At 45.1% G+C, this 13,058-nt stretch carries 11 protein-coding genes and 5 tRNA genes; 12 read left to right on the top strand and 4 right to left on the bottom strand.

The genetic code is table 11. The features are described 5' to 3' along the window. Positions 1-17: 17 nt before the first annotated feature. Genes coaE through pilB form a run of 4 tightly spaced genes read right to left on the bottom strand, consistent with a single transcriptional unit; the run spans position 18 to position 4,449 of the window. Positions 18-617 carry a dephospho-CoA kinase gene (gene coaE / locus ACNPNW_RS03735; RefSeq protein WP_222110691.1) on the bottom strand — a complete coding sequence of 200 codons (600 nt, stop codon included), beginning with the start codon at positions 615-617 and terminating at the stop codon, positions 18-20. A gap of 1 nt (position 618) precedes the next feature. Beyond that, entirely contained in the window at positions 619-1,479 is an 861-nt protein-coding gene (locus ACNPNW_RS03740; protein ID WP_448766543.1) for a prepilin peptidase, read from the bottom strand. After that, complete coding sequence (locus ACNPNW_RS03745) at positions 1,479-2,708, bottom strand: type II secretion system F family protein (protein ID WP_222110693.1); 1,230 nt, start codon at positions 2,706-2,708, stop codon at positions 1,479-1,481. The genes ACNPNW_RS03740 and ACNPNW_RS03745 overlap by 1 nt, the downstream gene beginning before the upstream one ends. A 31-nt stretch (positions 2,709-2,739) precedes the next feature. Then, positions 2,740-4,449 (bottom strand): type IV-A pilus assembly ATPase PilB, encoded by a 1,710-nt coding sequence (gene pilB / locus ACNPNW_RS03750; protein ID WP_448766544.1) that lies wholly within the window; start codon positions 4,447-4,449, stop codon positions 2,740-2,742. A 277-nt stretch (positions 4,450-4,726) separates the two neighbouring features. Between pilB and tpiA the strand changes: the two genes are divergently transcribed. The 12 genes from tpiA to ACNPNW_RS03810 all read left to right on the top strand — a co-directional run. Next, a complete protein-coding gene (tpiA, locus tag ACNPNW_RS03755; protein WP_420937886.1) occupies positions 4,727-5,518 on the top strand; it encodes a triose-phosphate isomerase in 792 nt (263 codons plus the stop codon). A 13-nt stretch (positions 5,519-5,531) separates the two neighbouring features. Further along, on the top strand, positions 5,532-5,861 hold the full coding sequence (gene secG, locus ACNPNW_RS03760) for a preprotein translocase subunit SecG (protein ID WP_420937887.1): 330 nt from the start codon (positions 5,532-5,534) through the stop codon (positions 5,859-5,861). A gap of 53 nt (positions 5,862-5,914) precedes the next feature. Beyond that, positions 5,915-5,999, top strand: a tRNA-Leu gene (locus tag ACNPNW_RS03765). Positions 6,000-6,053: 54 nt separating this feature from the next. Beyond that, positions 6,054-6,130: transfer RNA gene (locus ACNPNW_RS03770), tRNA-Met, on the top strand. A gap of 80 nt (positions 6,131-6,210) precedes the next feature. After that, a tRNA-Met gene (locus tag ACNPNW_RS03775) sits at positions 6,211-6,287 on the top strand. A 67-nt stretch (positions 6,288-6,354) separates the two neighbouring features. Continuing rightward, positions 6,355-6,431 (top strand) — tRNA-Met (locus ACNPNW_RS03780). An 88-nt stretch (positions 6,432-6,519) separates the two neighbouring features. Then, a tRNA-Met gene (locus ACNPNW_RS03785) sits at positions 6,520-6,596 on the top strand. 223 nt (positions 6,597-6,819) lie between these two features. After that, on the top strand, positions 6,820-7,344 hold the full coding sequence (gene rimP / locus ACNPNW_RS03790) for a ribosome maturation factor RimP (protein ID WP_004281103.1): 525 nt from the start codon (positions 6,820-6,822) through the stop codon (positions 7,342-7,344). 34 nt (positions 7,345-7,378) lie between these two features. Continuing rightward, positions 7,379-8,863, top strand: a complete 1,485-nt coding sequence (gene nusA / locus ACNPNW_RS03795; RefSeq protein WP_004281105.1) for a transcription termination factor NusA — start codon at positions 7,379-7,381, stop codon at positions 8,861-8,863. Between the two features lie 10 nt (positions 8,864-8,873). Next, positions 8,874-11,579, top strand: coding sequence for a translation initiation factor IF-2 (infB, locus tag ACNPNW_RS03800; protein ID WP_224216202.1), 2,706 nt, complete (start codon positions 8,874-8,876; stop codon positions 11,577-11,579). Then, positions 11,579-11,983 (top strand): ribosome-binding factor A, encoded by a 405-nt coding sequence (locus ACNPNW_RS03805; protein WP_004281108.1) that lies wholly within the window; start codon positions 11,579-11,581, stop codon positions 11,981-11,983. The genes infB and ACNPNW_RS03805 overlap by 1 nt, the downstream gene beginning before the upstream one ends. 104 nt (positions 11,984-12,087) lie before the next feature. Then, the coding region (locus ACNPNW_RS03810) for an IS4 family transposase (protein WP_164543397.1) at positions 12,088-13,058 on the top strand (971 nt) is incomplete at its 3' end.

Below are 13,058 nucleotides of genomic sequence, written 5' to 3' on the forward strand. Positions count from 1 at the left end.
GACTGCTTTTTTATGCTTCAGCTGGCTGCCATGTTTAAATATTTTTGATGTAATGGTCTGAGATGAGCATAGAGGTGATCCAGATGACCATCATTTAGGACAATATCATCGGCCATGGCCTGCTTCTGTTCGCGGGACATTTGTGCGGCAATGATATTGCGAATTTGTTCGATATTCTGGCCGTCACGTTGTGAGGCCCGCTCAATTTGCAGTTCGATGGTGGCGTCAATCAGTAAGGTATGCTGAGTGAGTTCGTGCTGATTGGTTTCAAATAAAAGTGGTGAAACCAGAATGGCATAAGGACTTTGCGCAGCATGTAGTTGCTGGATAATGGAAGTACGAATTGCCGGATGGGTAATACTTTCCAGGGTCTTGCGTGCTTCAGGAGACTGGAAGATATATTCACGCAAGGCACGCCGATTCAGTGAGCCATCGGCAAGCAGTACCCAATCGCCAAAAGCCTGCTGAATCTGGGTAAGTGCAGGCTGCCCAAGTTCGACCACTTCACGTGCTACCACATCGGCATCGACTACCGTGATCCCTTGTGCTTCAAACCAGTGACTGGCAGCAGACTTGCCACTGCCAATCCCACCAGTTAAACCGAGTACAAATTTCAATTTATTGACCTAAATACACTTTCATAATTTGTTCACCCCAAAGAAAAGCAATCCAGCCGGCAATCGCAATATAAGGACCAAAAGCAAAAGGCTGATTTTCCTTGCGAACTTTTAGCAGAATGATGCCAATAATCGCACCTACCAGAGAAGACAGCAGCACAATTAAAGGCAATAATAATGGACCCATCCAGGCGCCCAAAGCCGCAAGCAGTTTAAAATCGCCATAGCCCATACCTTCTTTACCGGTGATGATTTTAAACAGGTAATACACTATCCATAAACATAAAAAGCCAATGATGTAGCCCCAGATGGCAGAGCTTGGGGAGGTATAGAGTGCATAACTATTTACGCCCAGACCTAGTGCAGCCAGGGGCAGGGTATAACGGTCCGGTAATAACTGGGTATCAAAATCAATAAAGGTTAGTGCAATCAGTACATAAGTCAGGATCAGGCCAAACAGCATTTGCAGCGTTGCACCAAATACTGCTACAACCATCAGTGCACAGGCCGCGGTCAGAAGCTCAATAAATGGATAGCGGATACTGATCGGATTCTGGCAGTTGCCACACTTGCCACGCAAGAGCAGCCAGCTGATGACTGGAATATTCTGGTACCAGCGGATCGTTTGATGACACTTGGGACAAGTTGAAGCCGGTTTGCTTAAACTTAATTTGCTTTCATCAATAATCGGCTGTTCAGGATGCAGGAACAGCTGGCAATCGTGACGCCATTCCTGTTCCATCATCTTGGGGGTCCGGTAGATCACTACATTCAGGAAACTACCGATACATAAACTAAAAAGCCCAACTGCGATATATAGCGCGGTCGGGTTTTGACTGAAATACTGAATAAGATCTTGCATTAAACCACAGAACCCATTTGGAAGATTGGAAGGTACATGGCAATGACCAGGCCGCCGACGAGTACACCCAAGACTGCCATAATCAACGGCTCCATCATAGAGGTGAGGCCATCTACAGCATTGTCGACTTCATTTTCATAATGTGTCGCGACTTTGTCCAGCATGGCATCCAGTGCACCTGATTCTTCGCCAATGGCGACCATTTGCACTGCCATAGACGGGAACTTGTTGGTCACGCGCATGGCAAACTGTAATTGCTGGCCAGTGGCAACATCTTCACGGATTTTCATGACGGCATCTTCATAGACCACGTTATTGGTGGCACCCGCGGTAGATTCCAGCGCGTCAATCAGAGGGACACCAGCTGCGAAGGTGGTGGCCAGGGTACGGCTATAACGTGCGATAATCGCTTTATAAACCAGATCACCAAAAATCGGCGCTTTCAAGGCAGCTTTATCCAGAAAATCGCGGAATTTTTTACTACGTTTTTTGGCTTCCAGAAAAGCCGTAATCACAGCTCCAATGGCAATAATCAGCAGGAACCAGTACTTTTGCATCCATTCCGACATATTCACCACCATTTTGGTAAAAGCCGGCAGATCCGCGCCAAATGAAGAGAATAAATCCTGGAAAACCGGGACCACTTTCACCATCAGAATAATGGTCACAATTAATGCAACTACGACTACTGCAGCCGGATACTTCATGGCTTTTTTGATTTTTTGCTTGAGTAGTTCGCTTTTTTCTTTATAGATCGCGACACGATCCAGCATGGTTTCCAGCGCACCGGACTGTTCACCTGACTCGACCAGCGAACAGAATAGGTTGTCGAAATATTGTGGATATTTGCGCAGTGCTCCGGCAAAAGTATTACCGCCTTCAACCTCACCTTTAATTCCTAGTACAACTTCACGCATCGCCGGATTTTCCAGACCTTCTGCGACAATTTCAAAGCCTTGTACCAGTGGTACCCCGGCTTTCATCATGGTCGCCAATTGTCGGGTAAAAATGGTGATATCCAGTGTGCTGACACGTTTTTTCATTAAGCCTTCGAGAATATTTTTTTTCTTTTCCCGAATGGTCTTGATGCTGATACCTTGTTTTCGAAGGGTGACCTTGGCCAAAGCCATATTTTTTGCTGGCAATTCCCCCTTGATCTTTGCCCCTTTACGATCAATTCCTTCATAGCTGAAGATCGGCATCATCTGGCCTTTCTTTACTGCTGCCATACCTTTATCCTTATTTTAGATCAGCGCCCGATCATTCGCTGGTGACACGATTGACTTCCTGTAAAGAAGTCACCCCCTGCATCACCTTGATTAAACCTGACCGGCGTAAATTGTTAAAACCTGCACGTGCGGAAGCATCGGCAATTTCAAGTGCATTGCCGTCCTCCATAATAATTCTGGAAATTTCGGGTGTTACTTTCATAACTTCATAAATACCCACACGACCCTTATAGCCTTCGCGACATTCATTGCAGCCCACCGGTTCATAAATTTGGAACTCAGGTTGCTGCAGGTCCGTTTCGGTAAAGCCCATTTCTAATAAGCTCTGTTGTGGAATATCGGCAGGTTTCTTGCATTGCGAACACAAGCGACGTGCCAGTCGTTGTGCAATAACTAGATTCACCGAGGTGGCAATGTTAAAAGAAGGTACCCCCATATTACGTAAACGGGTCAAGGTCTCAGGCGCACTATTGGTATGCAGCGTCGACATCACCATATGACCAGTCTGCGCCGCTTTAATCGCAATCTCGGCAGTTTCCAGATCCCGGATCTCACCGACCATGACGATATCCGGGTCTTGACGTAAGAATGACTTCAGTGCGGCAGAGAAGGTTAGGCCAACTTTATTGTTGACGTTAACCTGATTAATCCCTTGCAAGTTAATCTCGACCGGATCTTCCGCTGTCGAAATATTGGTATCTTCACGGTTTAAGATATTCAGACCGGTATACAGTGAAACGGTTTTACCGGAACCTGTCGGGCCGGTGATTAGCAACATCCCTTGCGGTTTGTCCAGCGCCTGCATAAACAGTTCTTTTTGTTCCGGTTCATAGCCCAGAGCATCAATCCCCAGCATCGCGCTGGAGGGATCTAGAATACGCAGTACCAGTTTCTCACCAAACAGGGTAGGGAGAGAGTTAACACGGAAATCAATGGCTTTATTCTTAGAAAGTTTTAACTTAATACGACCATCTTGCGGTACACGCTTTTCCGAAATGTCCATTTGCGACATAACCTTAAGACGCGAAGACAGGCGGTTTGCCAGCTGTAAGGGCGGGGTTGCAATCTGACGTAGAACACCATCGACCCGGTAACGTACCCGATAGATTTTTTCATAAGGTTCAAAGTGTAGATCTGAAGCGCCCATACGGATCGCATCAATCAGCAATTTATTAATATATTTGACAATTGGTGCTTCATCACCTTTATTGCTTTCTTCATCTTCTTTATTTGGATCTGAGGTGTCGATATCGACATCCAGATCGAAATCTTCATTAAACTCAAAGGTACTTTCTTCGGTAAAATTCTGCTCGATCAGTTTTTCAAGTTTATTGTGTTCAACAATAATGGTTTCAATATTGAGTTTAGTCGAAAAACGGACTGCATCAATCGCTTCGATGTTGGTCGGGTTGCTGGTTGCAACATATAAAATACTGGAATTTTTAAAAATCGGCAGGATGCGATGCTTGGTAATCAGCTTTTCATCAATCGCATCGCGCAAAATTTGGGCAGGATCATAGGCACTGATATCAAACAACGGTTCGCCAAATTCCACTGAAATCGTTTCAGCAATGACGGTCGGAGAAAGCTGCTGCTGGTTAATTAACTCAGCCACAATATCGACTTTTTCTTGTTTGGCATGCGTCAACGCACTGCGCATATCTTCAGCTGAGATGACGCCTTCCTCGACCAAACGACGAATAAATCCGGTAAATCTTGGCGACCCCTGTAATGCTGTCATGCTATAAATGCCTACTCATCAAATTCTTTTAATTGCTATACTAAAATTATACGTTTGTTACGTAAAAATACCATAGCCAAGAGTGCCGCTAGCTTCCTCATCTCCAGTAAAAGCATGAACTGGTTAGAAGAAGTCCCCATTTTTTTAAGTGATAACAAAAAATAACCATTTTGGATAGTCTAAACCGAGAATGAGTGATAAGAAAACTATTCTTTTAATTTTCCAATTCCGTGTAGAATGTGCCCAATTCAAAATATGTAAATGAAATAGGTTAATTATGTCGGTTTCGACGATTACCCCTTGGGTGATAGGTAACTGGAAAATGAATCCGGTGCAGGCAGAGGCATTGAGCTTGGTGCGTGGTATTAAGAATTTGCTGGAAACTGCGCCAATTGCCGAAGATCGATGTTATTTAGGTGTGGCACCGATTGCCATTGCCTTAAGTCAGATTCAGGCAGAGCTGTCATCTGCGGTTCGTCCGATTTATACTGTAGCACAAGATGTTTCACGTATTTCAGGAACGGGTGCCTATACCGGTGAAGTCAGTGCTGAATTACTCGCAGACAGCCAAATCCAGTATGTACTGGTAGGTCATTCTGAGCGCCGTGAAATATTTGCGGAAAATACTGATATTTTAAATGCTAAAATCAAAAATGCTTTAAGTGCTGGTTTGACGGTAATTTATTGTGTCGGTGAAAGCCTGGAACAACGTGAAGCAGGGCAGGCAGAAACTGTAGTATTGCAACAAATTTGTGATATCGCTGCTGTGGTTGAAGCCGAACAATGGAAAAATATCGTGATTGCTTATGAACCGATCTGGGCAATTGGAACCGGTAAAACAGCTTCTCCTGAAGATGCACAGGCCATGCATGCACAAATCCGTCAAGGTTTAAGCCAGATTACGGGCTATGGCGAGAGTATGGCGATTCTATATGGTGGTAGTGTCAAGCCGGAAAATGCAGTAGAGTTAGCAGCCTGCCCAGATATCAATGGGGCATTGGTCGGTGGTGCATCACTCAATGCTGAGTCGTTCCATAAAATTGCTCATGCATTTGCAAATACACAATAATTAGGAGTTGAGCATGCAAACTTTTGTGCTGGTAGTACATATTATCTTAGCTGTTTTGATGATTGTCTTGATTTTGGTTCAGCATGGTAAAGGTGCAGATGCTGGTGCCTCTTTCGGCGGTGGTGGTGCAGCGACAGTATTTGGAGCATCGGGTTCGGGTAATTTCATGACCCGTTTGACTGCAATTTTTACTGCACTGTTTTTCGTAACCAGTCTGACTTTGGCGATTTTAGCCAAGCAACAAACCTCGAATGCCTATAGTTTGGGATCGGTTCAGTCTGCGCCGACCACACCTGTACAATCGAATAAAACTTCACCAACTGCACCAGAAACGACCGAATAGTTTTAATTAATCCTTTCTTTTTTTCAGTGATACGACTAGAATGCGTCACAGCTGCGGTGGTGGTGGAATTGGTAGACACGCTACCTTGAGGTGGTAGTGCTTTCGGGCGTGGGGGTTCAAGTCCCCCCTTCCGCACCAACTTATAATCCAGAAATTTAAGTTGGTGTATGCAGCTGAAAAAACTTCTGTTGATGCGGGATGGAGCAGTCTGGTAGCTCGTCGGGCTCATAACCCGAAGGTCGTTGGTTCAAATCCAGCTCCCGCTACCAATCAATCCTTTTAGAAGACGCAAACTTTCAAGAGGCAGCTTAAACAGGTTTTAAGTTGAGAAATTTAATTTGCATGTTGTTGCGGGATGGAGCAGTCTGGTAGCTCGTCGGGCTCATAACCCGAAGGTCGTTGGTTCAAATCCAGCTCCCGCTACCAATCTTTTAAAGATGCAAAATTTAAAAGCAGTTTAAGTACTTTAGACTGAAAGTTATTTGTACGCTGATGCGGGATGGAGCAGTCTGGTAGCTCGTCGGGCTCATAACCCGAAGGTCGTTGGTTCAAATCCAGCTCCCGCTACCACTTTTTCAGCGACAGATGACAAATATGCAGAATGATGTGGTTTTGATTGAAAAGTTCTCATCTTTTGTATATAATTTTTGCACGTTGATGCGGGATGGAGCAGTCTGGTAGCTCGTCGGGCTCATAACCCGAAGGTCGTTGGTTCAAATCCAGCTCCCGCTACCAAGTTTCTAAAAAGAGGCTCACAACAAGGTGGGCCTTTTTGCACAGTGGGATTTGAAAAAATCTTAAATTGTGCATTAATTGGGGCGATTTACGCCCTTTTTTATTGGCTATCGTGTAGTGTCGACATTATTTGGTCAAATCTCCATGTTTCACTACTACTATAGTTTGTATTGGTTTGTAGTGGTCAAATAGATCATAAAATCGCACCAGATGACGAGAGTAAATGAAGCTATCAAATAAAACTCAAGCACTTCAGGACTTGATTGCACCAGCAGTTGAAGCCTGTAATGTAAACCTTTGGGGGATTGAATTCCTGCCACAGGGTAAATGTTCGTTATTACGTATCTACATCGACAAGCCAGTCGATGAGAGCGTTGCACCAGCAATCAATGAAGATGGTGAAGAAGAGCAGGGGCGTGGTATTGGCGTTCAGGATTGTGTGCGTGTCACGCAGCAAGTGGGCGCAATGCTGGATGTTCATGATCCGATCTCGGGTGAATATTCACTCGAAGTATCTTCGCCAGGCTGGGACCGTCCATTCTTCCAGCTCGAGCAGATGTCAGGCTATATCGGTCATACCGTAGCACTACGTTTGATCAGTGCGGTAGATAACCGTCGTAAATTCCAGGCCAAACTGGTTGCTGTCGATCTTGAAAATGAAATGATTCAGGTTGAAGTAGAAAAGCAACAGGTATTGGAGATCGACAGTCACAATATCGATAAAGCAAATTTGGTCTTCCAAGATTAATTTAATAAATAAAAATTTAACGAATAGGTGACGTATGGCACGTGAAATTCTGACCGTCGTTGAAACGGTTAGTAACGAAAAAGGTGTACCTCGTGAAGCAATCTTTGAAGCGCTTGAGCAAGCTTTAGTTGCTGCAACAAAGAAAAAATTCTACGAAGGAACACATTCGGAAGAAGCACGTTTACGTGTGGAAATTGATCGTAAAACAGGTGACTATCGTACTTTCCGTCAGTGGGAAGTGGTTGCAGACGAAGACCATGAAATGCCAGCTTGTCAGGATGCCATCTCTGATGTCGATCCGGCAAAATGGTCGATTGGGGACATTCGTGAGCTTGAAGTTGAATCGATTGACTTCGGTCGTATTGCAGCGCAAATTGCCAAGCAAGTGATCGTACAGAAGATCCGTGAAGCAGAACGTGCACTTGTAGCCGATGCTTACGAATCTAAAGTCGGTGAGCTGATCTACGGTGAAGTGAAAAAACAAACCAAAGACGGCTTTATCATTGACCTAGGTGACAATGCTGAAGCATATCTTGCTCGTGAAGAAATGATTCCGAAAGAAATCCTTCGTCCGAAGCAACGCGTAAATGCGATTCTGTTCAATGTCAACCGTGAAGGTCGTGGTGCGCAGTTACAACTGTCACGTGCTAAACCGGATATGCTGATTGCATTGATGAAGAAAGAAATTCCTGAGATTTCTGAAGAAATCATTGAAATTAAAGCGGCGGCTCGCCAACCAGGTGTTCGTGCTAAAATTGCAGTGAAAACCAATGACCACCGTATTGACCCGGTGGGTGCTTGTATTGGTATGCGTGGTACCCGTATTCAAGCTGTACAGCAAGAGCTCAATGGCGAGCGTATTGATGTGGTAGTTTGGTCGGATGACCCTGCGCAATATATCGCAAGTGCATTGGAACCAGCAGATGTATCGAGTATTGTCATCGATGAAGATGCACGTACTGCAGATATCATTTTCGCAACCAGCGATCAGTTGGCACGTGCGATTGGTTCACAAGGTCAGAACGTTCGTCTGGCATCTGAATTGACTGGCTACAAGCTGGACATGATGCTGGAAGAGGAATACTACGCCCGTCAACAAAACGAAGCGCAACAATATTTAGACATGTTTGTTACCCGTCTGGATATCGCGGAAGATTTGGCGATGGCATTGGTAGAAATGGGCTTCACCTCGCTTGAAGAAATTGCTTATGTCCCTGCAGAAACGTTTGATGAAATCGAACTGGATGCGGAACTGGTTGAACTACTGCAAAGCCGTGCGAAAGAAATTGCACTTGCTGATGCATTACAACAGCAAGAGAACATACAAGCGCCAAGTGAAGAACTTGTTGCAATGGAAGGCATGACAGTAGAGATCGCGCAAGCGCTAGCAGCTCGTGGTGTGGTAACAGTGGATGATTTAGCAGATCAGGCGACTGACGATATCGAAGATATTGAAGGTTTGGGTGCTGAGAAAGCAGGTCAACTCATTATGAAAGCGCGCGAATCATGGTTTAACTAGGAGGTAGTATATGACGGACAAGTCGATTAAAGAGTTAGCCCTCAATGTGGGTCGTCCAGTTGAGAAGCTCCTAGAGCAGGTTCGTGAGGCAGGTTTACCACAGCGTAAAGCTGACGATATTATTACCACCGAACAACAAGACAGCTTGATGAGTCATGTGAAAAAGTCACAGGGTTCAGAAAGCCAAGCAGGGCAAATCACGTTGAAACGTAAAACGACTAGTACGGCTAAAGTAGCCAGTACTTCAGGTAAGGCGAAAACGATTAATGTAGAAGTTCGCAAGAAGCATACATTTGTTAAGCCGGATCCAGAACAGATCAAAGCAGAAGCATTGGCGAAAGCCAAGGCTGAGCAACAGGCCAAAGCTGCGCCTGAGCAGAATACAGCGCAAGCTTCTGCTGAAGCTCCAACAACTGGCGTAAATAACGCCAATAAAGCTCTAGAAGCGATGCGTGCTGCTGCAAAGCAAACCAGCGACAAGCAAGAAGTTTCTAAAGCGGCAGTTGTGGTAAAACGCAAATCAACCAACAAGCCGATTGTGAAGCAAGTTGTTAAACCAACTGAAACTGCTGAACAGAAGAAGGCGCGTGAAGCAGAAGCAGCAAAATTGAAAGCTGTTGAAGAAGCTGCGCGTCGTAAAGCGGCTGAAGAAGCGCAGCAACGTACGCTTGAACAAATGCGTCAAATGGCGTCCAAGTACACCGCGGAAGATACCACTGCAACGATTCGTGTTGTTGATGATTCTCCTCTGGCTGCCGGCCTTGTTGGTCAGGCATATGAAGACTCTTTTGCCAAAGAAGACCGCGAAATCAAACGTGGTACGAATACGCCGAGCGCGCGTGCACCTAAAAAAGGTGGTCGTCGTGGTCAGGAAGAGCAAAGCTTCAGCAAACAGCCTAAGCGCGGTTTAAAAACTAGCCAGGGCAACAAGCACGGCTTCGAAAAACCTGTGAAAAAACAGGTTTACGATGTTGAAATCGGTGAAACGATTGTCGTTGCTGACTTGGCTGCGAAAATGGCAGTTAAGGTTCGTGAAGTGATTAAATCACTCATGAAAATGGGTGAATTGGTTACTCAGAACCAGGCGATTGATCAAGAAATTGCTGCACTTGTTGTTGAGGAAATGGGCCATAACCCGGTACTGGTTTCTGATACACAAGCTGAAGATAACTTGCTTGAAGCAGCTGAAGAAGCACGTGGTGCGCAATCTACGCGTGCGCCTGTTGTTACCATTATGGGTCACGTTGACCATGGTAAGACATCGCTGCTTGACCGTATTCGTCGTGCCAAAGTGGCTGCTGGGGAAGCGGGCGGTATCACACAGCATATCGGTGCTTACCATGTAACTACTGATAAAGGTATGATTACATTCCTTGATACTCCGGGACACGCAGCATTTACTGCAATGCGTTCACGTGGTGCGAAAGCAACAGATATCGTGGTTCTGGTTGTTGCAGCAGATGATGGTGTAATGCCACAAACTGCAGAAGCAATTGACCATGCACGTGCTGCAGGTACACCAATCATTGTTGCAATCAACAAGATGGATAAAGAATCTGCTGATCCAGATCGCGTATTGAATGAATTGACTGTGAAAGAAATCGTGCCAGAACAATGGGGTGGTGACGTTCCAGTGGCAATGGTTTCTGCACATACTGGTCAAGGTATTGATGAACTTCTTGATATTATTTCGATTCAAGCTGAACTTCTAGAGCTTAAAGCATCGGAAGAAGGCGCTGCACAAGGTGTCGTAATTGAAGCACGTGTAGACAACAGCCGTGGTGCGGTAACGTCTATTCTGGTTCAAAACGGTACATTGAAAGTAGGTGATCTCGTTCTTGCCGGTTCATCTTATGGTCGCGTTCGTGCGATGACGGATGAAAATGGTCAGCGTATCAAATCTGCAGGTCCTTCGATTCCAGTGGAAATTCTGGGTCTTCCAGAAGCGCCAATGGCTGGTGACGAAGTTCTTGTGGTGAGCGACGAGAAGAAAGCACGTGAAGTTGCCGATGCGCGTATGGATCGTGAACGTCAAAAACGTCTTGAGCGTCAATCTGCAATGCGTCTTGAAAACATCATGGCGTCTATGGGCAAGAAAGATGTGCCGATTGTGAACGTTGTGTTGAAAACTGACGTACGCGGTACCTTGGAAGCATTACACGTTGCACTTGCTGAGCTTGCGACTGACGAAGTTAAAGTACGTATCATCGGTTCTGGTGTAGGTGCGATCACTGAGTCTGACGTGACACTGGCTGAATCTTCAGAAGCAGTTCTACTTGGCTTTAACGTACGTGCGGATAACGCTGCGCGTCAAAAAGCAGATGCAGACAGTATCGACATTCGTTATTACTCAATCATCTATCAATTGATTGATGATGTGAAAGCAGCAATGAGCGGTAAGCTTGCACCAGAACATCGTGAAACGATTCTGGGTGTTGCACAAGTACGTGAAGTATTCCACTCAAGTAAGTTTGGTGCGGCTGCGGGCTGTATGGTACTTGAAGGCGTATTGCATCGTAACAAACCGATTCGTGTATTACGTGATGACGTGGTTGTGTTCCAGGGCGAGCTTGAATCTCTTCGTCGCTACAAAGAAGTGGTTGAAGAAGTTCGTGCCGGTATGGAATGTGGTCTTGCGGTGAAAGGCTATAAAGACATCAAAGCACTTGATAAGATCGAAGTGTACGATGTTCAACTGATTAAACGGAGTCTTTAATGGCGGGTAGTCAACGTCTGAAGCGTATGGCGGATACAGTACAACGCGAGTTGTCAGAACTGATCCGTCAGGAGCTGAAAGATCCACGCTTAGGTGGTCTCGTGACCATCTCTGCGGTGAAGGTGAGCCCAGACCTGGGATATGCGGAAGTTTATGTCACTGTGATGGGACGTGAACTTGGCGATGAGCAAAGCCAAGAAGCCAATAAGGAAACTTTGGATGTGTTGAACAAAGCATCTGGTTTCTTGCGCCATGAGCTGAGTCGTCGTATCAAAACCCGTATTACGCCTCGTCTACGTTTCCATTACGATAAGACCAATGCATATGGTAACTATATGTTTGGTCTGATCGCTGAAGCAGTGAAGGACTTACCTGAAGCTGAAGCAAAAAAAGATGATGAATAAGTCTTAGGACTAAAAAAGCCACCTTCGGGTTAATGCCAGTCAGTTAAGCAGACATTAGAAAAATGTAGTAAAAATGAGTGTATGCCAATACGCTCATTTTTTTTATGACTTTATCTGAAAATTTAGATTGCACCCTTCAACATTCTTTGCCTTCACTCAGCCATTTCAGTGAACTCATTGATTTAAACTGGATTAAAGAAAGCCTACATCAAACAGGTAAGGCTTCTATCAGGAGAAGAAAATTACCTGCCGAACATGTGGTATGGCTGGTAATTGGGCTTGCCCTATTTCGAGATCAACCGATCGGGTATGTCGTAGAGCAACTAAAACTTGTGTTTGGTACAACAGAATATTGTGTCCCCAGTGCAGCAGTGCAAGCACGACAACGTTTAGGACGAGAGCCCTTGAATACCTTGTTTTCTCTACTCAGCCAAGCCTGGTTTGAAGAATCCCAACAGCAATACTCAAACTTTCATGGCCTTAGTGTATGTGCTGTTGACGGGGTGGTTTGGTCTATGCCTTATACAGACGAGAATTTTGAACACTTTGGCTCATCTAAGGGTAAAACCGCTGCAGCCCCTTATCCACAAGTGAGAGCAACCTGCCTGGTAAATACCAGCACCCATGAAATCATTGATGCCCAAATAGGTAGCATGGATCAGGGTGAACTTACACTGGCAAATCGATTATGTCCTCCATCGCATAGTATTACCTTGTTTGATCGAGCCTATTTCTCTGCTGATTTCTTGATTGACTGGCAAACACGAGTAGAAGCCAGTCATTGGTTAATGAGAGCAAAAGATAATTTACGCTATGAGATCATTAAACGTAATTCCCCGCATGACTTTCAAATCAAAATGCCTCTTTCAGCTAGAGCCAGGAAGCTAAATCCATCATTAGGAGAATATTGGGAAGCGCGTTTGATTGAAGTTGAGCAGGCAGGGAAAATTAGACGTTATATCACTTCATTAATGGATTCAAAGGCATATCCACTGATAGGCTTGGCGAAGCTTTATGCCCAGCGCTGGGAAATAGAAATGTGTTACCGAGAAATCAAAAGTGATTTACAGGAAGG

It is taken from the genome of Acinetobacter endophylla (assembly GCF_053543775.1).